Origin of the sequence: Pseudomonas sp. 31-12, assembly GCF_003151075.1 — a bacterium.
GTDB lineage: Bacteria > Pseudomonadota > Gammaproteobacteria > Pseudomonadales > Pseudomonadaceae > Aquipseudomonas.
On the sequence record NZ_CP029482.1, the window covers coordinates 3,718,291 to 3,744,511 of the forward strand.

At 54.3% G+C, this 26,221-nt stretch carries 28 protein-coding genes, 1 tRNA gene and 1 pseudogene; 22 read left to right on the plus strand and 8 right to left on the minus strand.

Going from position 1 to position 26,221, the window contains the following annotated elements; genetic code table 11:
* Nucleotides 1–28 precede the first annotated feature (28 nt).
* Nucleotides 29–385, minus strand: coding sequence for a hypothetical protein (locus DJ564_RS17420; protein ID WP_109631865.1), 357 nt, complete (start codon nucleotides 383–385; stop codon nucleotides 29–31).
* Nucleotides 386–597: 212 nt separating this feature from the next.
* Between DJ564_RS17420 and DJ564_RS17425 the strand changes: the two genes are divergently transcribed.
* From DJ564_RS17425 to ada, 6 genes and pseudogenes are all read left to right on the plus strand, one after another.
* Nucleotides 598–900, plus strand: a complete 303-nt coding sequence (locus DJ564_RS17425) for a DUF1883 domain-containing protein (RefSeq protein WP_007946189.1) — start codon at nucleotides 598–600, stop codon at nucleotides 898–900.
* A gap of 29 nt (nucleotides 901–929) precedes the next feature.
* Nucleotides 930–1,106: a hypothetical protein gene (locus DJ564_RS32180; protein ID WP_178082308.1), complete on the plus strand. Its 177-nt coding sequence runs from the start codon at nucleotides 930–932 to the stop codon at nucleotides 1,104–1,106.
* 352 nt (nucleotides 1,107–1,458) lie between these two features.
* Nucleotides 1,459–1,749 (plus strand): annotated as a pseudogene (locus tag DJ564_RS32825) (methylated-DNA--[protein]-cysteine S-methyltransferase); the annotation flags it as partial.
* Nucleotides 1,746–2,450, plus strand: coding sequence for a 2OG-Fe(II) oxygenase (locus DJ564_RS17435; RefSeq protein ID WP_109631869.1), 705 nt, complete (start codon nucleotides 1,746–1,748; stop codon nucleotides 2,448–2,450). The pseudogene DJ564_RS32825 and the gene DJ564_RS17435, both read left to right, overlap by 4 nt.
* A complete protein-coding gene (alkB, locus tag DJ564_RS17440; RefSeq protein WP_109631871.1) occupies nucleotides 2,440–3,120 on the plus strand; it encodes a DNA oxidative demethylase AlkB in 681 nt (226 codons plus the stop codon). Before DJ564_RS17435 ends, alkB begins: the two co-directional genes overlap by 11 nt.
* 87 nt (nucleotides 3,121–3,207) lie before the next feature.
* On the plus strand, nucleotides 3,208–4,272 hold the full coding sequence (ada, locus tag DJ564_RS17445; RefSeq protein ID WP_109631873.1) for a bifunctional DNA-binding transcriptional regulator/O6-methylguanine-DNA methyltransferase Ada: 1,065 nt from the start codon (nucleotides 3,208–3,210) through the stop codon (nucleotides 4,270–4,272).
* Here ada and DJ564_RS17450 read toward each other — a convergent pair whose 3' ends face one another.
* Nucleotides 4,273–5,256 carry an MDR family oxidoreductase gene (locus tag DJ564_RS17450; RefSeq protein ID WP_109636074.1) on the minus strand — a complete coding sequence of 328 codons (984 nt, stop codon included), beginning with the start codon at nucleotides 5,254–5,256 and terminating at the stop codon, nucleotides 4,273–4,275.
* A gap of 238 nt (nucleotides 5,257–5,494) precedes the next feature.
* Here DJ564_RS17450 and DJ564_RS17455 point away from each other — a divergent pair, with 238 nt between their 5' ends.
* The 8 genes from DJ564_RS17455 to DJ564_RS17490 all read left to right on the plus strand — a co-directional run bounded on the left by DJ564_RS17455 (nucleotide 5,495) and on the right by DJ564_RS17490 (nucleotide 11,700).
* On the plus strand, nucleotides 5,495–6,559 hold the full coding sequence (locus DJ564_RS17455; protein WP_109631875.1) for a nitronate monooxygenase family protein: 1,065 nt from the start codon (nucleotides 5,495–5,497) through the stop codon (nucleotides 6,557–6,559).
* Nucleotides 6,560–6,820: 261 nt separating this feature from the next.
* The gene (modA, locus tag DJ564_RS17460) at nucleotides 6,821–7,588 is read left to right on the plus strand and encodes a molybdate ABC transporter substrate-binding protein (protein ID WP_109631876.1); all 768 of its coding nucleotides are present in this window, start codon (nucleotides 6,821–6,823) and stop codon (nucleotides 7,586–7,588) included.
* Complete coding sequence (gene modB / locus DJ564_RS17465) at nucleotides 7,589–8,269, plus strand: molybdate ABC transporter permease subunit (protein WP_109631879.1); 681 nt, start codon at nucleotides 7,589–7,591, stop codon at nucleotides 8,267–8,269.
* 3 nt (nucleotides 8,270–8,272) lie between these two features.
* Nucleotides 8,273–9,352, plus strand: a complete 1,080-nt coding sequence (gene modC / locus DJ564_RS17470) for a molybdenum ABC transporter ATP-binding protein (protein ID WP_109631881.1) — start codon at nucleotides 8,273–8,275, stop codon at nucleotides 9,350–9,352.
* Between the two features lie 78 nt (nucleotides 9,353–9,430).
* Nucleotides 9,431–10,471: a DNA topoisomerase IB gene (locus DJ564_RS17475; protein ID WP_109631883.1), complete on the plus strand. Its 1,041-nt coding sequence runs from the start codon at nucleotides 9,431–9,433 to the stop codon at nucleotides 10,469–10,471.
* Between the two features lie 72 nt (nucleotides 10,472–10,543).
* Complete coding sequence (locus tag DJ564_RS17480; RefSeq protein WP_109631885.1) at nucleotides 10,544–10,765, plus strand: hypothetical protein; 222 nt, start codon at nucleotides 10,544–10,546, stop codon at nucleotides 10,763–10,765.
* Between the two features lie 115 nt (nucleotides 10,766–10,880).
* On the plus strand, nucleotides 10,881–11,111 hold the full coding sequence (locus tag DJ564_RS17485; protein ID WP_010460746.1) for a hypothetical protein: 231 nt from the start codon (nucleotides 10,881–10,883) through the stop codon (nucleotides 11,109–11,111).
* A 304-nt stretch (nucleotides 11,112–11,415) separates the two neighbouring features.
* Complete coding sequence (locus DJ564_RS17490) at nucleotides 11,416–11,700, plus strand: hypothetical protein (protein ID WP_109631887.1); 285 nt, start codon at nucleotides 11,416–11,418, stop codon at nucleotides 11,698–11,700.
* On the opposite strand, the gene DJ564_RS17495 is transcribed toward DJ564_RS17490, so the two are convergent.
* Nucleotides 11,678–12,412: a TetR/AcrR family transcriptional regulator gene (locus DJ564_RS17495; protein WP_109631889.1), complete on the minus strand. Its 735-nt coding sequence runs from the start codon at nucleotides 12,410–12,412 to the stop codon at nucleotides 11,678–11,680. The two genes, DJ564_RS17490 and DJ564_RS17495, sit on opposite strands and share 23 nt — an antisense overlap.
* Before the next feature lie 178 nt (nucleotides 12,413–12,590).
* On the opposite strand from DJ564_RS17495, the gene DJ564_RS17500 reads away from it, so the two are divergent.
* Both DJ564_RS17500 and DJ564_RS17505 read left to right on the plus strand, forming a co-directional pair.
* A complete protein-coding gene (locus DJ564_RS17500; RefSeq protein WP_109631891.1) occupies nucleotides 12,591–13,427 on the plus strand; it encodes an NAD(P)H-binding protein in 837 nt (278 codons plus the stop codon).
* 381 nt (nucleotides 13,428–13,808) lie between these two features.
* Nucleotides 13,809–15,311 carry a hypothetical protein gene (locus tag DJ564_RS17505; protein WP_109631893.1) on the plus strand — a complete coding sequence of 501 codons (1,503 nt, stop codon included), beginning with the start codon at nucleotides 13,809–13,811 and terminating at the stop codon, nucleotides 15,309–15,311.
* A gap of 153 nt (nucleotides 15,312–15,464) precedes the next feature.
* Here the strand turns inward: DJ564_RS17505 and DJ564_RS17510 are convergent, their stop codons facing one another.
* From DJ564_RS17510 to DJ564_RS17520, 3 genes are read right to left on the minus strand one after another with little or no spacing between them, the layout of a single operon-like run.
* Nucleotides 15,465–15,656: a DUF2191 domain-containing protein gene (locus tag DJ564_RS17510; protein ID WP_109631895.1), complete on the minus strand. Its 192-nt coding sequence runs from the start codon at nucleotides 15,654–15,656 to the stop codon at nucleotides 15,465–15,467.
* Between the two features lie 30 nt (nucleotides 15,657–15,686).
* The gene (locus tag DJ564_RS17515; RefSeq protein WP_109631897.1) at nucleotides 15,687–16,127 is read right to left on the minus strand and encodes an antitoxin Xre/MbcA/ParS toxin-binding domain-containing protein; all 441 of its coding nucleotides are present in this window, start codon (nucleotides 16,125–16,127) and stop codon (nucleotides 15,687–15,689) included.
* On the minus strand, nucleotides 16,108–18,543 hold the full coding sequence (locus tag DJ564_RS17520; protein ID WP_109631898.1) for a hypothetical protein: 2,436 nt from the start codon (nucleotides 18,541–18,543) through the stop codon (nucleotides 16,108–16,110). The genes DJ564_RS17515 and DJ564_RS17520 overlap by 20 nt, the downstream gene beginning before the upstream one ends.
* A gap of 256 nt (nucleotides 18,544–18,799) precedes the next feature.
* Here DJ564_RS17520 and DJ564_RS17525 point away from each other — a divergent pair.
* Nucleotides 18,800–18,884 (plus strand) — tRNA-Leu (locus DJ564_RS17525).
* A gap of 1,014 nt (nucleotides 18,885–19,898) precedes the next feature.
* Here the strand turns inward: DJ564_RS17525 and DJ564_RS17530 are convergent.
* A complete protein-coding gene (locus DJ564_RS17530) occupies nucleotides 19,899–20,123 on the minus strand; it encodes a CopG family transcriptional regulator (protein WP_109631900.1) in 225 nt (74 codons plus the stop codon).
* A 553-nt stretch (nucleotides 20,124–20,676) separates the two neighbouring features.
* Here DJ564_RS17530 and DJ564_RS17535 point away from each other — a divergent pair.
* Nucleotides 20,677–21,153: a nuclear transport factor 2 family protein gene (locus DJ564_RS17535; protein ID WP_109636076.1), complete on the plus strand. Its 477-nt coding sequence runs from the start codon at nucleotides 20,677–20,679 to the stop codon at nucleotides 21,151–21,153.
* 767 nt (nucleotides 21,154–21,920) lie between these two features.
* On the opposite strand, the gene DJ564_RS17545 is transcribed toward DJ564_RS17535, so the two are convergent.
* Complete coding sequence (locus DJ564_RS17545; protein ID WP_109631902.1) at nucleotides 21,921–22,382, minus strand: MarR family winged helix-turn-helix transcriptional regulator; 462 nt, start codon at nucleotides 22,380–22,382, stop codon at nucleotides 21,921–21,923.
* A 151-nt stretch (nucleotides 22,383–22,533) separates the two neighbouring features.
* Between DJ564_RS17545 and DJ564_RS17550 the strand changes: the two genes are divergently transcribed.
* From DJ564_RS17550 to DJ564_RS17565, 4 genes are all read left to right on the plus strand, one after another.
* Nucleotides 22,534–23,304 (plus strand): alpha/beta fold hydrolase, encoded by a 771-nt coding sequence (locus DJ564_RS17550; RefSeq protein WP_109631904.1) that lies wholly within the window; start codon nucleotides 22,534–22,536, stop codon nucleotides 23,302–23,304.
* 564 nt (nucleotides 23,305–23,868) lie between these two features.
* Nucleotides 23,869–24,474: an SCO family protein gene (locus DJ564_RS17555; RefSeq protein ID WP_109631906.1), complete on the plus strand. Its 606-nt coding sequence runs from the start codon at nucleotides 23,869–23,871 to the stop codon at nucleotides 24,472–24,474.
* Nucleotides 24,474–24,971: a copper chaperone PCu(A)C gene (locus DJ564_RS17560; RefSeq protein WP_109631908.1), complete on the plus strand. Its 498-nt coding sequence runs from the start codon at nucleotides 24,474–24,476 to the stop codon at nucleotides 24,969–24,971. Before DJ564_RS17555 ends, DJ564_RS17560 begins: the two co-directional genes overlap by 1 nt.
* Before the next feature lie 295 nt (nucleotides 24,972–25,266).
* Nucleotides 25,267–26,133, plus strand: coding sequence for a patatin-like phospholipase family protein (locus tag DJ564_RS17565; protein ID WP_109631910.1), 867 nt, complete (start codon nucleotides 25,267–25,269; stop codon nucleotides 26,131–26,133).
* Nucleotides 26,134–26,221: the final 88 nt, after the last annotated feature.

A 26,221-nucleotide genomic window follows, 5' to 3' on the forward strand; every position in this document is an offset into this window, starting at 1 on the left:
GGCATCAGTATGAACGGTGGCCAGTCTATCAGCCGGAAATGCACGCATTGGCGGCTTTTTGCACGTCTTTCGGACGCACCGGCACATTGGACATGCGCTCATGCAGCTTGATACCGCTGCCACCCGAGCGGTCTTCGATGTCGAATACGGCTGCCGGGGCCGACGAGAATTTCGCCGGCACGATTACACGCATCCCGTCCTTGTGCGACTCCACTTGCAGGGCGCCACGACTGTCGGCCAGTTTTTCAACCAGGCATTGCGCGTACTCATTGGGCTTTTTGCCTGAGATCACGTTCATGGTAGGCAACGTCTCGTTAATCTCCGAGACATTCGCACAGCCACTCACTACCAATGCCAACGGCAAGACCAACACACCCCACTTCATACAAAACCTCCGATAAAGACCCTCCGACAGCACAAATGCTGATTTTCTCCGAGGTTCGTTGCGTTTATCGCTCATAGAATTCCGAATAACTGTTTTTAATTGTCAAAGCGAACCCCGACGACCGGATAATAACCTGTTCGGGCTGATAAACTGCGTCAATCGCCCATGCTATCGTTTTGATTTTGTAGAAAAAGCCCTTCTGGAGGCGCCTCATGAAATTTATCCACCAGCGCGAGCACCTCAATGAAGACGACATTGTCGTCATCCAGTGCTCCCAAACCTGCAACATTCGCTTGATGAACGACGCCAACTTTCGCAGCTTCAAGAACGGCGGCCGTCATACTTATCACGGCGGTGCGTTCGACACGTTCCCGGCGCGGATTACTGCACCGAGCACCGGTTTCTGGAACATCACCATCGACACGGTCAACCGCCGGCCGATCAGCGTGACCCGCAAACCGACCCTGACGCACTCGATCAAGATCATCCGTCGCTCCAGCACAAAACTGAGCTGAGTGACGTTCCCGCACGAATAAAAGAAGGTATGACCGTGGCCCAAACGACCAAGTACGTCATCAAATACAAACTCAACGGCGAACGCCGTTTCGAATTTGCCCAGCTCGAAAACGGCACCGAAGAAGAAGCCAAGGCCGCGCTGGACGCCATTCATGGTTCGAGCGAAGACGTCATCAGCGACATCGCCGTCAGCAAAGCGCTGTAACGCGACCCGGCACCCGGAGCGACAACAAGGACGTCATGCTCCGCGCCTATATGAATTCCACCGCAAGCGCCGGAGTGTTCACTCCCTTGGCGCTCCCTAGACTGGCCACCTCGACCTTTGGTTAAGGAGTCAGAACATGTCTACTTCCTCGATTCGCTACATCAGCGGCACTTCCAGCCTTGGCCTCCTGTTACTGGCATTCAGCGCCGAAGGCCTGTGCGCGTTGTTGCTCGGTGACGACTTGATCACGCTCGAGCAGGATCTGGCACGGCGTTTCCCTGGATTGCCAACTCCGCAGCGCGATGAAAGTCTGATGCCGGCCTTGGAGCAAACCCTGCGCCACCTCGAAGACCCGCGCATTGCACTCGATCTGCCGCTGGACCTGACCGGCAGCGTATTTCAACGGCGCGTCTGGGAAATCCTGCGACAGATCCCACTCGGCGAAACCGCCAGCTACCGTGATATCGCTCAACGCCTCGGCAAGCCCGGCGCTTTTCGGGCGGTGGCAAATGCCTGTGGAGCCAACCCTGTGGCCGTAATCGTGCCTTGCCATCGGGTGCTGCGCCAGGATGGCAGCCTTGGCGGCTATCGCTGGGGACTGGAGCGCAAACGGCAGTTGCTGGACCGTGAGGTTTCACGATGAGCGAGCAAACCTTCGATTCGCTGGACTGGGCAACCCTGGAGCAACAACTCGATCAGGATGGCTGTGCCGTCATCAAGTCGCTGCTGAGTGCAAAGACGTGCAACGAAATCAGCGCCCTCTACGCTCAGACAGCGCCCTTCCGCTCTCAAGTGATGATGGCGCGTCATGGCTTTGGCCGTGGCGAGTACAAGTATTTCAAATACCCGCTGCCGGACACGGTCGCCCGACTGCGCAGTGCGCTCTACCCTTGTCTCGTGCCAATCGCCAATCGCTGGTACGAATGCATGGACCTGCCGATCCGTTTTCCTGAAAGCCACCAAGCATTCCTGCAACGCTGCCATGCCGCCGGTCAGGAGCGCCCGACGCCGTTATTGCTGCAATATGGCCCGCAGGACTACAACTGCTTGCATCAGGATCTGTACGGAGAACACGTGTTCCCGCTGCAGGTGGCGATTCTTCTGTCAGAACCGGACGAAGATTTTACCGGCGGCGAGTTTGTGCTGACCGAACAACGCCCGCGGATGCAGTCACGCCCGCAGGTGATCGGCCTGAAGAAAGGCGATGGTGTGATCTTTGCGGTCAGCCAGCGCCCGGTCAAAGGCGTTCGCGGCTATTACCGGGTGACGATGCGACACGGCGTGAGTCGCCTGCACAGCGGAAAACGGCATACCCTTGGAATCATCTTTCACGATGCGTTATGACCCCATGATCCCGACCACCTTCGATCTGTTTGCCGATGCCGAGCCCGAACAGAAACCCAGGCGCGAGCAAATCGGCGAACAATCCTACGTCTTGCGCGGCTTTGCCCTGCAGTGGATAGATCAGTTGCTGCCGGCACTGGAAGCGATTCTAACGGCCGCCCCCTTTCGGCAGATGGCCACGCCGGGCGGTTTCACCATGTCGGTGGCGTTGAGCAGTTGCGGCACCTGGGGCTGGACCACGGATCGCAGCGGTTACAAATACACACGCAACGACCCGCAGACCGGACAACCTTGGCCCGCGATGCCCGACGTGTTTTTCGAATTGGCACAAGCGGCGGCCCGGGAAGCGGGATTTGTGGACTTTATTCCTGATTCCTGCCTGATCAACCGTTATGTCCCCGGCGCCAAGATGTCATTGCACCAGGACAAAGACGAAGGTTCCTACGCCGCTCCGATTGTTTCGGTGTCATTGGGATTGCCTGCCATCTTCCTGTTCGGCGGGTTTCAACGCAGCGATAAAAGCCAACGCGTGCCATTGCTGCATGGCGATATCGTGGTCTGGGGCGGCGTCGATCGTTTGCGTTATCACGGCGTGCTGCCGATCAAGGACGGCCATCACCCGCGCCTGGGCGAACAACGGATCAACTTCACCTTTCGAACCGCCGGATGAAACCCTCGAATTCAACCGCAAGACTCGGGGTGCAGCGCTGTTGCCGGATGGTTAATCTGCATGAAACGAGTCAACGGACATGAAGCCATGACAACTCATTCGACCAGGCTCGCCACCGAAAACGATCCTCGCTGGGCCGCCGTCGTTGCACGAGATCCCAGCGCCGACGGGCAGTTTGTCTACGCCGTGAAAACCACCGGAATCTATTGCCGTCCCAGTAGCCTGGCGCGCTTGCCGAAACCGCAGAATGTCGAATTTTTCGACACCGCCGAGCAGGCCCAGGCGGCGGGATATCGCCCGAGCAAGCGAGCCACAAGGGATCAAAGCGACGTGGCCGCACAACATGCGGCAACCGTAGCGGCCGCCTGCCGACACATCGAGTCCGCGGAAAATCTGCCTGCGTTAAAGGAACTAGCGAACGTAGCGGGCCTGAGCAGCTTCCACTTTCATCGCGTATTCAAAGCCGTGACCGGCCTCACACCCAAGGGTTACGCCACCGCCCATCGTTCACGCAAGGTTCGAGAACGCCTGGCCGACGGCGGTTCGGTCACCGACGCCTTGTACGACGCCGGGTTCAACTCCAACAGTCGCTTCTATGAGTCGGCCGATCAGTTGCTGGGCATGACGCCCGGTGATTACCGTGCGGCGGGCCAGAACAACGATATCCGCTTTGCCGTCGGCCAGTGCTCCCTGGGGGCGATTCTGGTGGCACAAAGTGAACGCGGCGTTTGCGCAATTTTGTTGGGAGACGATCCGCATCAGCTGGTCTGCGACCTCCAGGACAAGTTTCGCCGTGCCAATCTGATTGGCGCCGATCATGCGTTCGAACAGCTGATCGCCAAGGTGGTCGGTTTTATCGAGGCGCCGGCGATTGGCCTGGACTTGCCGCTGGACGTGCGTGGTACGGCGTTTCAGGAGCGGGTCTGGCAGGCGCTGCGGGAAATTCCAGCGGGCAGCACCGCCAGCTACGCCGATATCGCTCAGCGTATCGGCGCGCCCAAAGCCGTGCGCGCCGTGGCCCAGGCCTGCGGCGCGAACAGTATCGCGGTAGCGATTCCGTGCCATCGCGTGGTGCGCAGCGACGGCAACCTGTCGGGCTATCGCTGGGGTGTAGAACGCAAGCGCCAGTTGCTGGAACGCGAGACTCGCTAATCAGCGATTCACATCAACTACAACCCGCCCGCGCAATTGCCCGGCGAGCAAGCGTGGCGCGGCGTCGATGGCTTCGCTCAAGCCGATCTCATGGCTGATCAGCGGTAGCAACGCGAAGTCCAGATCCTTGGCCAGACGATTCCAGGCTTCTATCCGCTTGGCTTTGGGTTGGGTCACGCTGTTGATTCCGGCCAATGTCACGCCGCGCAAAATGAACGGTGCGACGGAGGCTGGAAAGTCCATGCCTTGCGCCAAACCGCAAGCGGCGACCGTGCCATTGGCCTTGGTGCTGGCGCAAGCGTTGGCCAACGTGTGACTACCGACGGAGTCGATCACCGCAGCCCAACGCTCCTTGGCCAACGGTTTACCCGGCGCGGACAGCGTGGCGCGATCGATGATCTCGTTGGCACCCAGTTGCTTGAGGTAATCGTGCTCGGAGGTGCGGCCCGTGGATGCCACGACCCGATAGCCGAGTTTGCTCAGCAGCGCGATGGCGAAACTGCCTACGCCGCCGTTGGCCCCGGTGACCAGCACTTCACCCTGCTCAGGCGTGACGCCGTTGTGTTCCAGCGCCAGGATGCACAACATCGCCGTGTAACCGGCGGTGCCGATTGCCATGGCCTGGGCCGCGGTGAATTCCTTGGGTAGCGCAATCAGCCAGTCACCCTGGAGGCGTGCCTTTTGTGCCAGCCCGCCCCAGTGCCCTTCGCCCACACCCCAGCCGTTGAGCAGTACCTGGTCACCGACCTTGTAGTCCGGATGATTACTGACTTCGACCGTACCGGCCAGATCGATCCCTGGCACCATCGGAAATTTCCTGACCACCGGACTGCTGCCGGTGATCGCCAGGCCATCCTTGAAGTTCAGCGTGCTGTACGCCACGCGTACCGTCACATCACCCTCGGGCAGCTGGTCGTCATTGATCTCTTGCAGTGTCGCCCGGTAACCGCTGTCGTCTTTGTCGATCAAAATACCTTTGAACATCATCGCCTCTCAATGGAGTCAATCTGGGTGTGGGGCCATTGAAATACCACAAAGAAACATCGCGCCGTACAAGACTTTAGCCAAACCGCCAACGCGCCGAGCGTTTCCATGACGTGCGGCTACGCTTTTTTTCCGCGCTTATGGAAGACATGAAAACCTCCCGGATACAAAAGTCGGCTGGCCCTGCGACAGCCATTGCTGGTAAAAAACCGGTTCTACCCGTCGGAGAATCATTGAAATGAGCCAATGGCCAGACACCCGCATCCTTGACCTGCTCGGCATCGAACTGCCGATCATCCAGGCGCCCATGGCTGGCGCTACCGGCTCGGCCATGGTCATCGCCGCGAGCAACGCTGGCGGCCTGGGCTCGATGCCCGCCGCAATGCTGAGTATCGAGCAGTTGCGCGAAGAGCTGAAGACGATTCGCCAACACAGCCAGCGCCCCTTCAACATCAACTATTTCTGCCACCAGACGCCGGCGGCCGATGAGCAACGTGCCCAGGACTGGAAGAATTTGTTGGAGCCGTACTATCGGGAACTGGGCGTCGATTTCGAGGCGCCTACCCCGGTGTCCAATCGCGCACCTTTCGATCACGCTGCCTGCGAAGTGCTCGAAGAATTTCGCCCCGAAGTTGTGAGCTTTCACTTCGGCCTGCCGGAAAAATCCTTGATGGATCGCGTAAAAGCCACCGGGGCGAAAATTCTCTCCTCGGCGACGACGGTCGAAGAAGCCATCTGGCTGGAGCAGCATGGCTGCGACGCGATCATCGCCATGGGCTACGAAGCCGGCGGGCATCGCGGGATGTTTCTCAGCGATGACTTGAGCAGCCAGGTAGGCACATTCGCCCTCGTGCCTCAGGTCGTCGACGCGGTGAAGGTGCCGGTGATTGCAGCGGGCGGGATCAGCGATGCACGGGGCGTTGCGGCGGCTTTTCTGTTGGGCGCTTCGGCGGTGCAGGTGGGGACGGCCTACTTGTTCACGCCGGAAGCCAAGGTCAGCGCGTCTCACCACAAAGCATTGCGCACGGCCAAGGAAAGCGAGACTGCGGTGACCAACCTTTTCACCGGCCGCCCTGCACGGGGGATTCTCAATCGGGTGATGCGCGAAATCGGGCCCATGAGCGATAAAGCACCGGCCTTCCCGCTGGCTGGCGGAGCGTTGATGCCGTTGCGGGCGAAAGGTGAGGCGGACTTCAGCAATCTCTGGGCTGGGCAGGCGTTCACGTTGGGGGTTGAAATGGGGACGGCGGAGCTGACTCGGCGGCTGGCGGAGGAAGGCTTGGCCAAATTGCTTCGTCGGTAGCGAACGTTGTTGTAGCAGCTAACTTGTGGCGAGGGGATTTATCCCCGTTCGGCTGCGAAGCAGTCGTCAATCCTGACAACTCACTGTTTGAACGGACGCTGGGGCCGCCTCGCAGCCCAACGGGGATAAATCCCCTCGCCACCGGCAACAGGTCGTGCGCAATCTCAGTACCGACACATTCCGTTGGCAGGCATTTCGCTATATATTCCGCTATACAGCGTTCCACCCCCTCGTTGCATTTGCCGATAACGGAGCCGTTTCATGAGCATTCGTGCCTCACGTTTTGCCCCCACCTGCCTCGCAAGCCTGCTCGCCGTATTCGCCTTCGGGTCCGCCCAGGCTGACGAAATCCAAGTGGCCGTCGCCGCCAACTTCACCGCGCCGATCCAGGCCATCGCTGCAGATTTCGAGAAAGCCACCGGGCATAAACTGGTCACTTCCTTTGGCGCAACCGGTCAGTTCTACACCCAGATCAAAAATGGCGCACCGTTCGAAGTGCTCCTCTCGGCGGACGACACCATCCCGCAAAAACTTGAGGCTGAAGGCGACACCGTCAAGGGTTCGCGCTTCACCTACGCTATCGGCACACTGGCGTTGTGGTCAGCCAAGGAAGGTTACGTCGATGCCAAGGGTGATGTGCTGAAAGCGAACGAGTACAAGCACCTTTCCATCGCCAATCCGAAAGCGGCGCCTTACGGCCTGGCCGCCACTCAAGTGCTGGCGAAGCAGGGCCTGACCGACAAGGTCAAAGACAAGATCGTTGAAGGCCAGAACATTACGCAGGCCTATCAGTTCGTTTCCACCGGCAACGCCGAACTGGGCTTCGTGGCCTTGTCGCAGATCTACAAAGACGGCAAAGTCACCGGCGGCTCGGCCTGGATTGTTCCGGCCGACCTGCACGACCCGATCAAACAAGACGCGGTGATCCTCAATAAAGGCAAGGACAACCCGGCTGCCAAGGCGCTGGTTGACTACCTCAAGGGGCCGAAAGCCGCCGCGATTATCAAGTCCTACGGTTATCAACTCTAAATGACGCTGACGAGTGCCGACTTTTCCGCCATCTGGCTAACCCTGAAACTGGCGTCCCTGACGACGGTTATCCTGCTGATCATCGGCACTCCGATTGCGTTATGGCTGTCGCGCACCCAGTCCTGGCTGCGTGGCCCGGTCGGGGCGATCGTCGCCCTGCCCCTGGTCTTGCCGCCCACAGTGATTGGCTTTTATCTGTTGCTGGCGCTCGGCCCGAACGGCTTTGTCGGCCAATTCACCCAGTCGCTGGGGCTTGGCACGCTCACCTTCAGTTTCGCGGGGCTGGTGATCGGTTCAGTGCTGTATTCGATGCCTTTCGTGGTCCAGCCGCTGCAAAACGCTTTTTCTGCCATCGGTACTCGCCCACTGGAAGTGGCCGCAACCTTGCGCGCCAATCCCTGGGACACCTTCTTCAGCGTGATCCTGCCGCTGGCTCGACCCGGCTTCATCACCGCGGCCATTCTCGGTTTCGCCCACACCGTCGGCGAGTTCGGCGTAGTGCTGATGATCGGCGGCAACATTCCCGACAAGACCCGCGTGGTCTCGGTGCAGATCTACGATCACGTTGAAGCCATGGAATACGCCCAGGCCCATTGGCTGGCCGGGGCGATGCTGGTGTTCTCCTTTGTCGTGTTGCTGGCGCTCTATTCCAGCCGGAAAACCAAAACAGGCTGGAGCTGATCGATGATTCATACGCGTCTGAAACTGCGTTATTCGGGATTCGCCCTGAAGGTGGATCTGCAACTGCCAGGCCGTGGGGTGACTGCACTTTACGGTCATTCCGGCTCGGGCAAGACCACGTGCCTGCGCTGTATTGCTGGCCTGGAGCGGGCTGAGCAGGGCTTTATCCGGGTCAACGACGAAGTCTGGCAGGACAGCGACAAGGGCATTTTCGTACCTCCGCATAAACGTGCGCTGGGGTATGTGTTTCAGGAAGCGAGCCTGTTTCCTCACCTGTCGGTGCTCGCCAATCTGGAGTTCGGCCTCAAGCGTATCCCTAAGCAACAACGCCGGGTCGACATGGCGCATGCCACCGAACTGCTGGGCATTGGTCATCTGCTGGACCGCCATCCGCAGCACCTGTCCGGCGGTGAACGGCAGCGAATCGGCATCGCCCGCGCGTTGCTCACCAGCCCCAAACTCCTGCTGATGGATGAACCGCTGGCGGCGCTGGACAGCCAGCGCAAAAACGAGATCCTGCCTTACCTGCAACGCCTGCACGATGAACTCGACATCCCGGTGCTCTACGTCAGCCACTCGCAGGATGAGGTCGCCCGCTTGGCCGACCACATCGTCCTGCTCAGCGACGGCAAGGCGCTGGCCAGCGGCCCCATCGGCGAAACCCTGGCGCGTCTCGACTTGCCCCTGGCGCTGGGTGACGATGCCGGCGTGGTGATCGAAGGCCATGTCAGCGCCTACGATCCCCACTATCAATTGCTGACGTTGCAACTGCCCGATACCAACATGAGTATTCGCGTGACGCATGCGCCGATGACTCCGGGCCAGGCATTGCGCTGCAAGGTCCAGGCGCGTGATGTGAGCCTGAGCCTGCAAGGCGTCGAGCACAGCAGCATCCTCAATCGCTTACCGGTGACGGTGATCAGTGAAATCGGCGCCGACAACGCCGCCCACGTGCTGATCCGATTGAACGCCGCCGGGACGCCCCTGCTGGCACGCATCACCCGCTACTCCCGGGACCAGTTGGGCGTGCACCCCGGCCAGCAACTCTGGGCGCAGATCAAAGCGGTGGCCGTCCTGGCGTAAATCTGTCGGCACCACGGCGAACGGGCGCGGTCAATGGCTGTACAGGCCCCCTGACTTCGTTGCCAAGGATTTCTCGCCATGTCCGATACCGCGCTGCCCGATGTGCTGCCACCCGACCTGCATTATGTCGACGACACGCAGCCTGGAATCACCCGCAAGCGCTTGCGTGGCAAATTCTGCTACTTCGATCCCGCGGGCCAGCGCATTACCGATCCAGACGAAATCAAGCGCATCAATGCCCTCGCCGTGCCGCCGGCCTATACCAATGTGTGGATCTGCGCCGATCCGCGCGGCCATCTACAAGCCACCGGGCGTGATGCTCGCGGTCGCAAGCAATACCGATACCACGCACGCTGGCGCGAAGTGCGCGATGCCGACAAATACTCGCGCCTGCGGGACTTTGGGCTGGCGCTGCCGAAACTGCGCAAACAGCTTGAACCCCTGCTGGACGCTCCGGGGTTCAGCCGGGACAAAGTCATGGCGACCGTCATTACTTTGCTCGATGCGACGTTGATCCGCGTCGGCAATACGCAGTACGCCCGGGAAAATCGCTCCTATGGCCTGACCACCCTGCGCAGCCGTCACGTCGAGGTCAACGGCAGCGCGATCCTGTTCCAGTTTCGCGGCAAGAGTGGGGTCGAGCACCAGATCACCGTGAAGGACCGGCGCCTGGCGCGAATCATCAAGCGCTGCCTGGAAATTCCCGGGCAAGACCTCTTTCAATACCTGGACGAAAATGGCGAGCGCCATACCGTCAGCTCCTCAGACGTCAACGCCTACCTGCAAACCCTCACCGGTGCTGACTTCACGGCCAAGGATTACCGCACCTGGGCGGGCAGCGCGCTCGCATTGTCGGTGCTGCGCGAATTGCAGTGGGAACCCGAATCGGACGCAAAACGGCATGTGGTGGAGATGGTCAAGAATGTCGCCAGGCAACTCGGCAACACCCCGGCGGTGTGCCGCAAGTGCTACATCCACCCGGCGGTAGTTGAAGGCTTCATGCTCGGTGCCTTGGCCCAACTGCCGCGGCCGAGACTGCGTAAAGGGCTCAGGGCAGAGGAAGTCGGGCTCGCCATGTATCTGGAGAAGATGATCGAGGCGGCCGAATCGACGAAATGACCCGCCCATTTTTTGCACGATCGCCAAGAACTTCTATAGTTGATGTGGACATGAATCAGCTGCGGTGACGCCATGGAAGACATTTTCGTTGTGAAGCGTTGCAACAAGATCATCATTCATGGCCGCCGGGCCGGAGAAGCCGGCCACCCACCACCCGACGCGGCGGAGTTTTATCGAATCTTCGACACCCGCACCTTGGGCTTCTGCGGTGACGACTACGATTGTGAAGAAGATGCCCAACGTAAATGCCTGCAGCTCAATGCCAAGTCACAAGTGACGGCCCGACAAGCCTGAAGTCCGGGTCTATACTGAAATCAGCTGAAGGAACAGCGACCCCATCGGCAGAAAGCTCGCACACAGCGGGCTTTTTGCTGCTATTTGCCAGGTTTCTTGAACGGAGGTGTTTGCCATGTCCGAAAAAGAGTCCATCACCACCCTGCTCACCCTGCTCGACTCCCGCCAGGCTCGACTTGCCGCTGCGTGCAAGGAGATTGCCGACTGGGTAGATCATCAAGGAGGGCACCCGACAGCCCTCAGAATTCGTGACCGCCTGAACGACATCGAGAAAGACGCGCCACTGATTCGAAATACCCTGTCTTCGTTAAAACCTGTCGATCCCCCTCTTCCGCGGTTCAGATGATCCGATCTGGACGCGCGATTCGAGAAAGGGCCTGATACAGGGAGTATGAACGGCGACTTCATCGTCACCGTGCTCGTGCCTGTCTGATTATCTTGTGTTGCACCCGCACCCGGCCTGGCGCTGGGCTTTTTTTTGCGACCGTCTTTTCACGTAATGTTCACAACACACGCCTTACAGTGAACCACTCCTTTGAGAAATACCCTGGTCTGCCCGCATGCAGACCTTTTTTTTGCCCGCCAGTCAGCCGGCGAACGTCACTGGCTGCTGGAGGTCAAACAATCACACGTCACGAAGGAGACGTTCCATGGTCACCCACTTCAAAGTTGGCGGGCATCTGGCCTGCGGTCACAAGGGCAGCAATCTCACCTCAAGCAGCGAATTGACCCGCGTCAAGTGCAGAAGCTGCCGAAACACCGACGCGTTCAAGGACGCGCGCAAAGCCGAACGTAATGCAGCACGCCGTGCTGCGCGCAAGGCCAAAGTCACTCACACCGCCAATGACTGGCGCGCAGCCTGGGTAGAACGGCTTACTGCCATGGCCGGGCTGCAAAGATTACCTCGTGGTTTTACTGGCCAGCCTTTTGTTTAGAGGGCTGATTCGATACCTGGGTCGACTTTGCTCGACCCAGTCCTGTCGATGCCTCGGGCGTATTCATGCTCGCGGGCTCCATGATTTCAGCGAGCGACATGCGCTTGAACGCTTCAAACAACCTCCTCCCCTCTTCGGGCGCACAAGAAATGGCCAGGCGCATGGTCGCTTCACCGAGTTGCCAGATCAGAAAGGCACAATCCGTAACCCGCTGTGCATCGCGGCCTGGAAAAACCCGCAACATCGCATCGGCTAGTATTCCGCCCGCCACACGACTCTCCTCCAGCTCCAACGCCAACAACTGCTTGTCCGCCTGCATGCCTGACCAGATATCACGCATCGCGGGCTCGGCCTGAACGATTTCGTAATACTGATCCAGCAGGCTCGAATAAGCATCCGCCAACCCTTGGGCATCCTGAACCGCTACCAATGCCTCTTCGATACAACGGCGGCTTGCAGCGTTGTAGCGCTCGGCCAACGTGCGAATGACCGAGCTCTTGTCGGGAAAGTACTGATAAAGCGATCCGATCGAGATCTCCGAGCGCTCGGCAATTTCGCTCATCTTGACCTGGTCGCTGCCCTTGGTCGCGATCAGTTGAGTCGCCACAGCAAGAATCCGCTCCTGCCGCTCACGACTGCGTTGTTGAGTGGGATTGCGTCGGCTCGGCTCTGAAACAGATGGCTCAAGCCCGGCGGCGACTTTCTTTGGCACTGGCGTAATTCCGTTAATAACATGACGAGCACTCACCTTAGCACCAGCCACGGATGCCCCCAAGCGCTTATGTCCGTACGTCGGCTTCCTTTCTAAGGTTGGTTGACGAAATAACGTGAGGGATTATCATCTTTTTAACGTGAGTATCACTCACATTAAACCGATGGAGATGAACGCGATGAAATCCGCTCAAGACACTTTCCTCGTTCTCGGTGCGACCGGTAAAACAGGCAGCAGGGTCACTCAACAGCTCAAAGCCTTGGGGTTGCCTGTGCGCCTCGGGTCGCGCAATGCGAATCCGCCCTTCGACTGGGAAGACCGGGCGACTTGGGATGCAGCGCTTGATGGCGTTCACGCGGTTTATATTTCCTATCAACCGGACCTCGCCATTCCGGGTGCCGTCGAGACGGTTCAGGCGTTTACCGACCTGGCCGCCAAAAGCGGTGTCGGCAAACTGGTGTTGCTGTCCGGACGCGGCGAGATCGAAGCGGAACAAGCCGAACGCGTCATTCAGAACAGTGGTGTCGACTGGACGATCTTGCGAGCCAGCTGGTTTTTCCAGAACTTCAGCGAGGCGCATTTTCTGGAACCGATTCTTCAGGGAGAACTGGCCCTGCCCGTCGGCAATATCGCGGAGCCCTTCGTTGATGTGGATGACATTGCAGAAATTGCCGTCGAGGCTCTGACCCAACCCGGACACTCACGCCAACTCTATGAATTGACCGGACCTCGCGCGCTGACGTTTGCCGAGGCGGTCAGTGAGATTGCTCAAGGGACCGGGCGCGAGATCAGCTTCGTCGCTGTTACGCCGCATGACTATCGGCAGGCGCTGGAACAGGCACAACTTCCAGCCGAGCTGATCGACCTGGTGCTGTATCTCTTCACGACGGTGCTCGACGGACGTAACACACCACTGGCTGATGGCGTTCAGCGCGCACTGGGCCGGCCCGCGCGAGATTTCAGCGATTATGTGCGGCGCACGGCTGCTACCGGGGTCTGGCAGAAACAGGTTTGAGGTCGACGAGACGGCCTGTCAAAAAATCACGGAGCAGAAACGACAAAGGCCTGCATGAGAAAACTCATGCAGGCCTTTGATATGTATGGTGCCCGAAGCCGGAATCGAACCGGCACGCCCTTACGAGCGGGGGATTTTAAGTCTCTCGTGTCATTTACTTGTTTGTATAATAACATTGACAAATTTAACTAAAAACACCTAAAACCGCCGTAATACCGCCGCTTTACTGCTAAAAAAGCAACCACACTTCTAATTCGTCAAGTTATTATCTCGTTTTTTACCATCCCAAGAACGGCGGCTTGTTACCAAAAGGTTACTAATCATTTGGCATCTCGCGAAAGACACACTAAGCTCTGTTACCAAAATTGTGCCGAGCCGCTCATGACCGCCAAAAAAGCCAAAGAATCAGTCCTGGAAATCGTGTTCAAAAAGAAGGAGATCGACAAGATGCCCTTCGCCGATCCTGGCACCGAACGACAACTCAAGGACGCTGACTCTCCACTTCGCTTACGCATTGGCACCGGAGTGAAGCGATTCTACGTCAACGGTCGCAACGCCAGTGGCAAGCTCATCAAGCGAAACATCGAGCACGACCCATCGGCTTATGATCTGGACGATCTCCGGTCTAAAGCACGCGCCATTCTCGATGAAAAAGATGCGGAAATCGAGCTAGCGAAAGTCGGCGGAAAAATCACGCTGATGGATGCCATTGAGCTGCGTTTTTCCGCTTTTGGTATCAAATCTCCGGACAATGAACACGGACGGAAGGTAGCAACCCGCCTACATTATGAGCAGGTCTTAAGGAGGTATGCGGACGATTGGCTTGATTTGGACATGCGCCAGATCAGCGAGCAGATGTTTGAAACTCGATATAAGGCTTTGAAGGAAAGCTTTCGCATAAAGCGAAGTAAAGGGGTTCCAGTACTCGACGCGGCTGGAAAAGAAATTCCGCAGCTCGATGAGAACGGCGAACCAAAAAAGCAAAAAACAACGGCCAGAATCCTGAGGACGTACATTTCAGCACTGTACTCTTTTATCCGTGAAAACAAGGATGATCCTGCATTTGCTGACCCTACCGCCATTCTGAAAAGAACAAAGATCAAGGATACGATACCGCGTCGAAAGCACGACATTACGGTTGAGTCAGCAACAAAATTCCTTAACGCTGCCCTCAAGTTTCGGGAGGAGCAACCGGGCCGAGGTCGCAGTACGAATCAGGCCCGAGCATGCACAAACGTGATTTTAACCAACGTTTTTGTAGGAATGCGCAGCGGTGAGTTGAGAAGGACATCAAACTCAATGCTAATGCTTTCAAAAACAGGCTCTCCAATTGGGTTCGATTTCACCGCCGAGTATGCCGATCAGTACCTTAAGACTTCAGGACGATACGTCGTCGCCTTTTCAGACGTGTTGAGGTCGATTGTCGTCGAGCAGTACGACCCTCAGAAAACGTATCTTTTTCAAAGCGATGTAAGAGATGCACCGCTGTCTGAGTCCTCTCTTAGGCCTTATATGGCAAAGATTTGCGAGTTGGCGGGCATCAAGCGCTACAACCTGAACGCCATGAGGAACTTCTTCATCAACCTCGGTGGTCGCGCAGGGATTGGTGACGTTGAAATGAAGCACCTTGTGAACCATTCGACGAAACAGAACATCACAGACGGCTACGCAAACCTCAAAAACGACTTCGACTATCTGCTCAAAAACAGCCAGAAAGTCACTGATTTCATCATGAGGGAATGCGGAATCTCGAAGGCGGAATTTGGCATTGAGCAGGGCCAAGCGAACGAGCTGCAACACGCGATGGAGCTGTTTGACAAGTTCGATCCTGAGATTCTGAGGCTCGTGATGGAAATGCATGAAAAGAAACTGGCCGGAAAGTAGTTATTATATTGACAAGTAAATAAAGCAACGTCATAATAGTGACTGTTGGAACGTTTTGTTTTTTGCGTGTCAATTTGGTTCGGCGACCAAACAAAGGGGCTCTCGGTGAGAGCCCTTTTATTTTGCCTGAAATAGGCCCGTGCCCACAGGCGGCTAAGGACGACGGCGCGGAACATCCTGAGATTCAGGCGTTCCTCCGCCAAGAGCAATCAACCGTTTGGCCGTTTGTATCCGAACAAAAACCCTCAGCGACTCTTCAAAAATGCTTTCTTTATTCATTTCCGCATCGGCCATCTCTAAAGCTTGACGGTAAAGCTCGTCATCAATTTCGACTGTAATTTTCATATGACCGCCCTTACGTCAAGAATCGAAAACCTACGGGAACACCCCATTTTCAAGCTGGCCAACAAGCCTCAGAACGAATTTCGCCTCGACCTCAGTGCTCAACATGTCTAACGGCCTGCGACCACCCAGGCCATACACGGGGCTTTGAAGCCAGGTTTTTGCTGACAAACTATTGCCTTCGAAAAGATCCAGGGCGGCAAGAATGATGGAGGCTAGGCGGAAAATGGAGTCGCTTTCATAAGTGTTGAAGCGCCCTGCCCTGAACCGTCTGATCAAAGTTGTTGGGCTCAGGGAGATGGCTTGGCAGAGAGTTTTTGTGTCGATTTGGATGACCTGGGAGAGGCTTTGAATGGTGTTGATGGAGAAGCCCTGGTGCAGCTGAGTGAGCAGCTCAGAACCGCCCGAAGGGATGCCGAGGCGATCCCAGGGGGTTGGAGCTAGTGCTGCTGAATCAGGCCGGTATTGACGCATTTTTGCCTTTGCTAACCGAACGGGTACGTTTTAATTTAGCAGGAGGACAGACCTCACTGATGAGTTTTTTCATGCGGCGCTCACGCTTTTTCAGCACACTCTCACTAAGATCAGCTTCAACTGGCTGAGTAATCCCAACGCGTTTCTCTGCATACATACAAGCCGTAGCGTACAGCTTTGAATTTATAGTGTACTGATCTTCATCATCTTTCGAAACAGAAAGAGTGAATCCCAGCAATCCCAAAAGATTCTTGACGGTTATGTAATCGTTTTTCGAACTCACAGAAACGTCGAATAGAGTTTTTGTCAAGAGGGTAAATTTGGATATCTGCTTCCCGTCCCACTTCATCTTTTCACTCTTAAGATTCTCGACGAAATTTGAGCATGACACCTTTGTGAAGACCCCACTATTTGCAAACCCAAGCACATCTCTAAGCAGACTTCCAACGGCTTCGTCTTGATAAGTTTGGCAATCTGTATTCATTAAGCAATTAATTCTGGATATCAACTCGATGCCATTTTTACGAACAACAAATTTTGCATTTTCCTCGCTAAATGCTCCGTTAATACCCATAACGTACGAAGCAATAGACTTTTCAAGCATCCAGGCTTGGCCCGTTGAAACCCCAGTCGTTTTGATCTTTTGATCTATCTCATTTAGCTCAAAATCTGACAGGTATGTGGAATTCATGAAAACCGCTTCTTTCTTGTCCAAAACCTCGGAGTTACTCTTTTTTCGTAATAAACCGCTATTTCTATCAGAAACATGATCTGTGTACGCAAATATTACGTTAAATCCAAGAACCTTGAGTGCATCTACAACAAATGGCTCATAGTTATTTCTTGACCAGTTTTCTTTAGATATAATGTTGCAAATTGAATGACCTAGGCTATCTGATATAAACTCTTGAGCTTTTGCGTATATTTCATCGTGTTCGAATGCCCGATCAATAATTTCTTTTGACGCCATTTTGAATGCGATAGAATTTATGTCAATCGGAAGCGAGCGATTGTATTTTCGAGCAAAGGCGATTGACACAGTTATAACACAACGAAAACGCTTAATATTTTGAAGAATTGTCGAAGGGCTGACAGTACCCTTAGAATCAATTACAACGTTGGTAAATTCTGGAAGACATGTCCCCCAACCCGGACCTATGAATGGAGAGCAAATAACTACATCCAGATTTTTCAATGCTTCATCTGGATTTCTTGAAATATCTAGCACACCGCTTTCATTACGATTCCTGTCATCGGCATGCACATACTTAGCACGGAGGCCGCGCTTTTGAAATTCAAGTTCAAGACCACGCCCCTTTTCGATTGATCCGTCAAACATGTAGCCCGTTTTGACTCCATGAGTCTTGAAGAGATTTTCAATCAAATCGAGCATTTCATTATCCGTTCTTCCAAGAGTCACTTCGATCTGAGAATAATTATTGACTCCAGGATCGTAACAACTGATGTTTTTACCGCTTTCAGTCTTGATGATATCAATTATATATTGAGGCATAAATGCATCAGCAATATGCACCGCTTTTGCATTTCGAATTTGATTGAATAGAAAGGACCAGCCCTTCTTTTTATCTGCCATCGTTCCTTCGTAGAACGCAGAGCCATTGATCTGCTCGCTGAGCCGCACCATTTCATCAATTTGAAAAATTTCACACTTTTCCATAGTTTCTTTGAATTGAGGGCGAAGAGCTGAGTTATGCGTAGTGCGGAGTGCCGTTCTTGGCTTTCCATTACTTTCAACAATAGATCTGTAATGATCGACTTTTCCGAGATGCTTATCCAAAATTGCAACGTTTGGGACGGTCTGGACAGGATACATTCCGGCTAGCTCGGCTTCCTTATAGAGCTTATCCATCGTGAAACTTTTACCGAAACCCATCCCAGCGACAAGCGCAAAGGACCAGTTCAATCCAATGTCGCTGTAATCGTTAGAAAAAACTTTTGCTGGGCGAATCATTGCTTTCACTTGGGCTACGAATCTTGCACGAAATTGATCGTACGAAACGAGCAGGATCTCCTTAATGGAATCAGAGATGTTTGCTGCACTTATAATACAGCGTAATGTATCACTGCTAAATTTATGAGCAAGGCCATTGAGAGCCCGATTCACTCTGAAGGATATTTCTGTAGCTTGTTCGGTCGAGTCGCAGGACTCTATCAGCGTTTTGATGGTGGCGATACGATTATCGACAGGGACAAACTTCATCGATGCATCTATGAGCGGGAAGTCACGCTCCATCGCAAAGATAGCTAGATCTGTATTTTGAGAATGAATTGCAAATGGTACGCCCTGGAAGGCCAGATCAAGAGCGCGCTCTTTCAGATCCGACAGGGTGGGCATGGTTACAATAGAGAAATTTTCGTGTCTATCGATCTGCGTCGATAGGGTTAGAACGTTCATGGATTATCCTTTTTATATCAATTTTACTTCGGCTTTCATAGTATAACGTCCTTTTTCGTAATTATCAAGCAATGTTAGTTATTTTACCTATAAAAGAAGTTATTTTTTCTTAAGGGATGACTTGATTCCCTGCAAGCCACGTAGGACGAGGCTTACAGCGCTTTCAGCGCTAAAGTGGCCAGCGGGTGGTTGTGCTTACGATTGGGAGTGACAATCCCCTTTTAAATCAGTATGATCCGTCTCTGCCGCAAGGCATGCGGGGTTGGCGAAATTGGTATACGTAGCGGACTTAAAATCCGCCGCCTCACGGCATGCGGGTTCAAGTCCCGCACCCCGCACCATTTTTATTTTATAGAACACACCTCTTTCTAATCTTCCGTACCCCCCCCCCCCCTCTCTAACAACAGCCACCCCGCTGGACAAATTCAGGCGCTAGCCTGGACTGCTTTTTCCTCGCCAATTTCTTCCCGAAAAATCAAAATCTTTTCTAAAGAGATCCGGTACAACTTTTTGGAAGCTGAAACCCGCTAAAGACGTGGCCTCCAGCCAATTCCCGATGTGAAATTTCGGCCCGAAAATTGACCCGAAAAAGGTTCCTCATCACCCATCAATTGTCAGCCAGGTAAACAGTCGCCGCCCTCAAGACAAAACGCTATAATGAGTTTCAACAGGGAGATGTTATGGTAATTTTAGGGATAGACCCAGGACTAAGCGGCGAATTGGCGTTTTTGGAAAACGGACGGCTGCTCGAAATAGTAGATATCGAAGCGTCTCAAAGTCGCATCAACAGCGTTCATCTCGCGCCCCTCATAACAGCGACACAACCCAGAGTTCGCCATTTGTGAGTGCGTCACAGCTCGTCCAGGACAGGGCGTTACATCGATGTTCACGTTCGGTCACGCCCTCGGATCAATTACCGGTGTGTTGGCTGCTCTCGGCGTTCCACATGCTGATCAGACCCCAGGCATGGCAAGGCCATTTCAGCATTCAATGAAGCTCAAAAGAAAAGCAGATTCACAAGCAAGAAATCGCAGATCTCGCCCAGCGCCTTCTACCGCCCCCCTGCATGGCCCAGAGGCGGCTTGAGGGATGGGCGTAGCGATGCTCTTCTGCTTTTCCCACTATGGCCATCAACACCTCTCAGGTAGCACCCCGGAAGCACTCATCCAGTCACAAAAGCCCAAGGCCAAGAAAACGACAAACAGTAGGAAGAAACCCAACAAAACCGGCATTTCTGCCTCTGACACTGTCGTCCTATAAAAGCAAAATGGAAATCGTGTGGACTCAACGGAGGGCTCCGGCCCCTGTTCTATAATCGCTCTATAATCCCCTATAAAAGGAGATGGGCCTCGCTCCTAGTCTTCCAGCCCCAGATCTTTCCTGATGTCCGCTGCCGAATGCACTGGCTCCATCCCATTGCGCACACGCTTCAGGATTTCAACGGAAAGGTAGTATTCCTCCAGTTCCGGAAGTCCACGGACAACGATTTCCCGTAGAAAATACGCCTTCGGGCGACCGGTACTCGCTGCCAGGAAATCCAGTCTCCGATGGGTTTCAGGGCTGAGTCGAACTGACGCCATTTCTACGCCTCTCTATGATCGCTAAGACCATGGTTCGCCAAGGCGGCCTACACATGGATGGCCTTCTGTTGAACATCCCTGCGCTCGACCTATCAATGACTTGGAGTGCCACCTCAGATACGGAATTGGCGAACGTTGGTAGCGCTCCCGTATCAGCGATCACCACTGTGAAAAAGGTGCAACTCTTGGCCTCCTCGTTTCAAAGTAGTAAGCAGCGTAAAAATTTTCTTCATCAATCAGGCATCAAACCCAGTCATTGTTGTATTTGTTGACGATTGAAATTAAGCCTCTAGCATGTTTCCGTATGTTTTAAAGCATCTAGCCTAGTTTACATTAGACCTATCTTACATAACAAAAGTATCGTTAGTTCCTCTGGTTCTTGGACTACTGCATGCGGCCAACTTAACATCGACGGAGCGCGCCCAGGCGGCGTGATTGCGACGGTCAGATACGCAATTGCTAGACTTGAACAAACATTGCGAAACTCTGAAAAAAATCACAACGAACCAAAAAATCTTTATTCCCGATGTACCTTCAATTTGGAGAAGTCATCATGGCTGAATCTGAGACCCGTCCCCCGCTACCGCCTTTTGATCGTGAGTCTGCAATCCTTAAAGTTCGTCTGGCTGAAGATGGATGGAATAGCCGAGACGCAGAAAAAGTTGCCTTGGCCTATACCACCAACACCAGATGGCGCAATCGAGTCGATTTCGCGGTCAACCGGGCCGAAGCCCAAGCTTTCCTGACACGAAAATGGAACAAGGAATTGGATTATCGACTGATCAAAGAGCTATGGGCGTTCACCGAAAATCGTATTGCTGTCCGATACGCCTATGAGTGGCACGACGATTCAGGGAACTGGTACCGCTCGTACGGAAATGAAAACTGGGAATTCGCAGAAAACGGTTTGATGGCTCATCGTTTTGCCTGCATTAATGACATGCCCATCAAAGAGTCAGAAAGAAAGTTTCGTTGGCCGCTAGGCCGTCGACCCGACGACCATCCGAGCCTTTCAGAGTTAGACCTCTGATGAGGGTTGGAGGCTCGCTCGAAAAGACAAAGATACTCAGAAGGCTAGCGATAGGCGGAGCTTTGATAAGGCCGCTGATGGTTATCAACATGGCGGGTACAGCTGTGCTTGCCAATCGGAGGCAGCATGAAACGCTTTTATGTAGTTACCCTTACCATTGGACTTTCCCTATTACACGCCACGTCCGCGAGCGCTGACGAGGTGCTTTCGCAAGCTGACGACACCACAGCTGGCGCGGCATTTGGAGCAGGTACTGGCGTATTAATTGGCGGAGCCGCAGGCGGTCCCTTGGGCGCACTAATAGGAGCTGGGCTTGGACTTTTAGGTGGACGGGAAGTGCAAAAGGCTACTGGCCTAGAGGAGCGTGCCTACACAGTCCGTAGCAACACCGGTGAAGAACGAGTGGTCCGTTCGCCGCGTGAAGAGTTTGCCATCGGTCAACAGGTGGACGTTAGAGGGAGACGACTGCATGCCACCTCTCCCTAAATATTGCAGTGGTCGCCATTGAGCCCGCCGCCCGCGGGCTTTTTTTCACTTGCAATCCTGACTGTTGCCGCTGACCGAAAACTGACCCAGTAGAGGCTGTTCTGCCGACTGAAAACTGACCCAAGGTTACAGTGTCTAAGCACATCTAAGAACTCGAAGGCCATTTGCGCGTCCGTCTTATCTGAGCGTTGCCCCTTGAAGTCACCACGAAAAGCGCCGCGGGATTAACACCGAAGATCACTAGATTTAATGGATCACTGCATTGCGATTGGAGAATGAGGCTATCGTCCCTCAATTAATCGATCACGGATACCTGCAACCGCAGCCTGAATCTCCATGACTTTTTCTATGTTCATTCCCACTGCCGACTGGATGCAGCCCGGGACTTTTAGTGCTTCAGACTTCAACGCCCTTCCCTTGTCGGTGAGCTTAACCCGCACCTGGCGCTCGTCTTTCGGGTCCCGGCAACGGGTTATGAAACCCGCGCTTTCCAGACGCTTTACCAACGGGGTCAGGGTGCTCGACTCAAGGAACAATTTGCTGCCCAGATCCTTGATGATCTGATCATCCTTTGCCCACAGGGCCACCATCAGCAAATACTGCGGATACGTGAGACCTATGGCCTCCAGAATCGGCCGATAAAACTGCGTCAGCGCATGGCCTGTTGAGTAAATCGTAAAGCACAAAAACTCATTCAGTGGCGCGAAACCATCGCCACGAATTTCTGATTCAGACACCTGCATCTCCCCCTCCTACGTATGGAGACAAAATATTACGTGCACGACTCAATCGCAAGCTATTGACAAAAAAATATACTTGCAGCACGATTTGTACCGCGGCGATTTGTTAGCGCGCAAAACATATTTTGCCCCTCCCTTACTGGTAGACATTCAAATGAAAAAGATTTTCTCGGGTTTAGCACTCGCAACTGCCTTCGCTACCGCCAGCCTCGCGTACGCTGCTGACGTCAAGCCAACCGTAGTTCTAGTGCACGGCGCTTTTGCTGACTCGTCGAGTTGGAATGGCGTGATGAATATTCTGCAAAAAGATGGCTATACAGTAATCGCAGCGGCAAACCCATTGCGCGGCGTAACAAGTGACGCCCAGTCCGTTGCGAGCATCGTCAAAAGCATCAAGACGCCCGTTGTGCTGGTTGGGCACTCTTACGGCGGGCCTGTCATTAGCGAAGCTGCTTATGGCAACCAAAATGTGAAGAGCTTGGTTTTCGTCGCTGCATTTGCGCCAGAAGCTGGCGAAACGGCAGCGGAATTGTCGGGCCGTTTCCCAGGCGGCACACTGGGCGGTGCCTTAGCTCCCCCTGTCGACCTGGCAGATGGCGGCAAGGATCTATACATCGATCAGGGCAAATTTCACGACCAGTTTGCCGCCGATGTATCCGAGGCTGACGCTCGCCTGATGGCTGCCGGTCAGCGTCCCGTTACCGTTGCCGCTTTGAACGAGGCGGCTACCGAGCCGGCTTGGAAGACCATTCCGTCATGGTTTGTTTACGGCGACAAAGACAAGAACATCCCACCTCAGGCCCTGGCTTTCATGGCTGAGCGCGCACACTCCAAACAAACAGTTGTCGTTAAGGGTGGCTCACACGTTGTCATGGTGTCCAATCCGAAGGCTGTCGCCAACCTGATCGAAAAAGCAGCAAAGTAAAAACTTGGTAACTGCTATGAGGTTCGGCCGTTGGCAACTATCTGAATGCCCAATAGCTCTATCCACTCTAGAAGCCGTAAGAACCTAAGGCACCTAAAGTATGTGGCCTTACTCTGCAATCAGATTCTTCACAGCAAATAACTTTCGTTAATCTCGCTCCTTCTGCATTTATTTAGCCCGCGCTTCCACGCGGGTTTTTCTTGCCTTATCGCGTCGGAACTTGCATCTCCTTCTGTCTGATCCGCATATTTTTTAGAGATCTGACGCTGTACCGAAAAAAGCCCTGCGCCAACAATGAGTCAAGTATTTTCTAAGGCGGGTTATCTCAGTGCCCATCAAATGGTCGTTACGCAGCGATTCAACAACACAAACTTGGGTCCGGCGATTGGATAGCCTTCACCTGCGAGGTTCGTTGTCTAGCTACATTTTTTAACGGATCTTCCAGCACATATGCTTGCCGCGTCGGCACACATGAGCGCCCGAATCTAACAGTTAATTTTAACACTCCAGTTCGTCTGATCCACCAGCCGCTGTGTGAATCAAGGAGCTGCACAGGAAGCATTCATGAACACGTTGTTAAGTCGTCGCACGATCTTACGTGGTATGAGCGTGTTAAGCCTTGGCATGCTTGCCGGTTGCGAATACAGCAGCAAGCTGTCCTACAAGCACGGAACGGACCTCAGCGACAAGATTATGGGACGAACCTTCAAACTAACAGACGCCCAGGGTGAGACGAGGCTGCTGACCAGCTATCGCGGCTTGATGCCGATGATTTTCTTCGGTTTCACCCAGTGCCCCGCGGTCTGTCCGACAACGTTAGCTCGTGCGGCACAGGCCAAAAAACTGATGGGTCGCGATGGCGATAGGCTGCAAGTGATCTTCATAACTTTGGACCCCGAACGCGACAAGCCAAAAATGCTAGACGCTTACGTCAAGTCGTTTGATCCGAGTTTCGAGGCGTTGCACGGCAACTTGGAGGAAACCGCCGCAGTTGCGAAGGAGTTCGGTGTTTTTTTTGAAAAAATCCCCAGTGGAACGAGCTACACCCTCTCCCACACCGCGACCAGTTTTGTTTTCGACTCCAGAGGCAGCTTACGATTGGGGCTATCGGCGTCTCTTACTGCTCAAGAATTTGCAGAAGATCTGCTCACCGTTATGGAGATCTGTTGATGCCAATAAAAATTACAAATATTCCATTTTTGAAAAATGTGATACGGCTGCTCTTCGGTTTTTCATTGACGGTCTTGGCCTGGCAGGTATCGGCCGAAATTCAAGTAAAGAATGCTTGGGTCCGCGCAACGGTCGCGGGGCAGCAGTCATCCGGCGCATTCATGACGCTAAAAGCGAGCAAAGATAGCAAGCTGTTGAGCGTACAATCAGCAGTTGCGCCGACTGTACAAATTCATCAGTCAAGCATGAAAGACGATGTGATGAGCATGCATCAAGTTGAGTACGTTGCACTGCCAGCTGGAAAATCGGTTAGCTTCGAACCACATGGCTACCATGTGATGCTACTTGAGCTAAAGGCACAAATTAGGAAAGGCGATACCGTGCTGTTGACGATCATCGTGGAAAACGCTGACGGTGAAATAGATAGAATTGGCGTCGAAGCAGAGGTTAGGTCACTGGGCACTGATGATCACGGTGACATTCACAAGCAGCCTTAAAGACTCTCTACCGCGATCACTGCTCAAGCTAAGCGCCACCCCGGTGGTGATTGACCTTGCATTGGTCACCATATGAGCCTTTTTGACGATCCCGTAATCCGATCGAAGTATCAACGCTTAACGAGCCCCATGAAATACAGGCCACCATTTCCTCCTGACAAAAAGGGAAAGGCAACCGCTATCCATTGGATTGAATAAAACTTGGGCAATCGCTTTTAGTCTGAAGCCCCACGAAAAACAACCCTGATCCGTCCGCTATACTGATTTGACCCATTGCTGCAAAGAAACTTCAAGCATGGCAACCAAAACTGCAATTGTATTTGCTGGCGGTGGCAGCTTGGGTGCTGTCCAGGTGGGCATGTTGCGGGCTTTGATTGAGGCCAATGTTCGATTTGACATGGTGGTGGGCGCTTCGGTGGGCGCCATCAACGGTTCCTACTTTGCCGCAAGGCCCGATGTCGAGGGCGTCGAGGCGCTCGCCGATTTCTGGCGCGGCCTGAGTAAAACGGACATATTTCCCCTGTCCTGGCTCGATACCTGTAGAGGACTGATCAAACGGCGCGGCTTTCTGTTGCAGCCGGCGGCCTTGAACCGACTGCTGAGGCAGGCGCTACCCATTCGCCGCATTGAGGATGCGGCGTTGCCCCTCCACATCGTCACCACTGACCTCCTCAGCGGTGCCGAGACAGTTCTGTCCAAAGGCGAACTCGGGCAGGCTTTGCTGGCCAGCGCTGCCATCCCGCTGGTGTTCCCCTGCGTACAAATTGCCGATCAGTTCCTGATTGACGGTGGAGTGGCAAGCAATACACCAATTTCAAGTGCCGTAGCCCTAGGGGCCACCAACGTCGTGGTGGTACCCACCGGAGTGAGCTGCGCCCTACCGCAACCGCCCCGAGGCTTGATCGCTTTAGCCCTGCATACCGTTAATCTGATGACCATGCGCCAGTTGGTGAGCGACATCGAACACTTCCGCACCCTCACCAGCCTACATATCGTCCCGCCTTTGTGTCCCGTGGATGTCTCGGTGTTCAACTTTGCCCAGACGGAGTCTTTGTTGCAGCGCGCTTACGAGCAGACCCTCCGGTGGCTGGACGATGGGGGGCTTGAGCGCACTAAGGTACCGGGTGCCCTGACGATCCACTCACATCTCCATGATCATTGAGTGTCCGCTGATCTAAGCGCCAAGCCTGAGATTCGAGCGTAAGCGTCCAGTCAACACAACATTCGAACTCGCATTCGGGGGCGATGGC

Coding starts and splice junctions, on each gene's coding strand:
- DJ564_RS17420 (WP_109631865.1), bottom strand. CDS start 385: ATGAAGTGGGGTGTGTTGGTCTTGCCGTTGGCATTGGTAGTGAGTGGC.
- DJ564_RS17425 (WP_007946189.1), top strand. CDS start 598: ATGAAATTTATCCACCAGCGCGAGCACCTCAATGAAGACGACATTGTC.
- DJ564_RS32180 (WP_178082308.1), top strand. CDS start 930: ATGACCGTGGCCCAAACGACCAAGTACGTCATCAAATACAAACTCAAC.
- DJ564_RS17435 (WP_109631869.1), top strand. CDS start 1,746: ATGAGCGAGCAAACCTTCGATTCGCTGGACTGGGCAACCCTGGAGCAA.
- alkB (WP_109631871.1), top strand. CDS start 2,440: ATGCGTTATGACCCCATGATCCCGACCACCTTCGATCTGTTTGCCGAT.
- ada (WP_109631873.1), top strand. CDS start 3,208: ATGACAACTCATTCGACCAGGCTCGCCACCGAAAACGATCCTCGCTGG.
- DJ564_RS17450 (WP_109636074.1), bottom strand. CDS start 5,256: ATGTTCAAAGGTATTTTGATCGACAAAGACGACAGCGGTTACCGGGCG.
- DJ564_RS17455 (WP_109631875.1), top strand. CDS start 5,495: ATGAGCCAATGGCCAGACACCCGCATCCTTGACCTGCTCGGCATCGAA.
- modA (WP_109631876.1), top strand. CDS start 6,821: ATGAGCATTCGTGCCTCACGTTTTGCCCCCACCTGCCTCGCAAGCCTG.
- modB (WP_109631879.1), top strand. CDS start 7,589: ATGACGCTGACGAGTGCCGACTTTTCCGCCATCTGGCTAACCCTGAAA.
- modC (WP_109631881.1), top strand. CDS start 8,273: ATGATTCATACGCGTCTGAAACTGCGTTATTCGGGATTCGCCCTGAAG.
- DJ564_RS17475 (WP_109631883.1), top strand. CDS start 9,431: ATGTCCGATACCGCGCTGCCCGATGTGCTGCCACCCGACCTGCATTAT.
- DJ564_RS17480 (WP_109631885.1), top strand. CDS start 10,544: ATGGAAGACATTTTCGTTGTGAAGCGTTGCAACAAGATCATCATTCAT.
- DJ564_RS17485 (WP_010460746.1), top strand. CDS start 10,881: ATGTCCGAAAAAGAGTCCATCACCACCCTGCTCACCCTGCTCGACTCC.
- DJ564_RS17490 (WP_109631887.1), top strand. CDS start 11,416: ATGGTCACCCACTTCAAAGTTGGCGGGCATCTGGCCTGCGGTCACAAG.
- DJ564_RS17500 (WP_109631891.1), top strand. CDS start 12,591: ATGAAATCCGCTCAAGACACTTTCCTCGTTCTCGGTGCGACCGGTAAA.
- DJ564_RS17505 (WP_109631893.1), top strand. CDS start 13,809: ATGACCGCCAAAAAAGCCAAAGAATCAGTCCTGGAAATCGTGTTCAAA.
- DJ564_RS17510 (WP_109631895.1), bottom strand. CDS start 15,656: ATGAAAATTACAGTCGAAATTGATGACGAGCTTTACCGTCAAGCTTTA.
- DJ564_RS17515 (WP_109631897.1), bottom strand. CDS start 16,127: ATGCGTCAATACCGGCCTGATTCAGCAGCACTAGCTCCAACCCCCTGG.
- DJ564_RS17520 (WP_109631898.1), bottom strand. CDS start 18,543: ATGAACGTTCTAACCCTATCGACGCAGATCGATAGACACGAAAATTTC.
- DJ564_RS17530 (WP_109631900.1), bottom strand. CDS start 20,123: ATGGCGTCAGTTCGACTCAGCCCTGAAACCCATCGGAGACTGGATTTC.
- DJ564_RS17535 (WP_109636076.1), top strand. CDS start 20,677: ATGGCTGAATCTGAGACCCGTCCCCCGCTACCGCCTTTTGATCGTGAG.
- DJ564_RS17545 (WP_109631902.1), bottom strand. CDS start 22,382: ATGCAGGTGTCTGAATCAGAAATTCGTGGCGATGGTTTCGCGCCACTG.
- DJ564_RS17550 (WP_109631904.1), top strand. CDS start 22,534: ATGAAAAAGATTTTCTCGGGTTTAGCACTCGCAACTGCCTTCGCTACC.
- DJ564_RS17555 (WP_109631906.1), top strand. CDS start 23,869: ATGAACACGTTGTTAAGTCGTCGCACGATCTTACGTGGTATGAGCGTG.
- DJ564_RS17560 (WP_109631908.1), top strand. CDS start 24,474: ATGCCAATAAAAATTACAAATATTCCATTTTTGAAAAATGTGATACGG.
- DJ564_RS17565 (WP_109631910.1), top strand. CDS start 25,267: ATGGCAACCAAAACTGCAATTGTATTTGCTGGCGGTGGCAGCTTGGGT.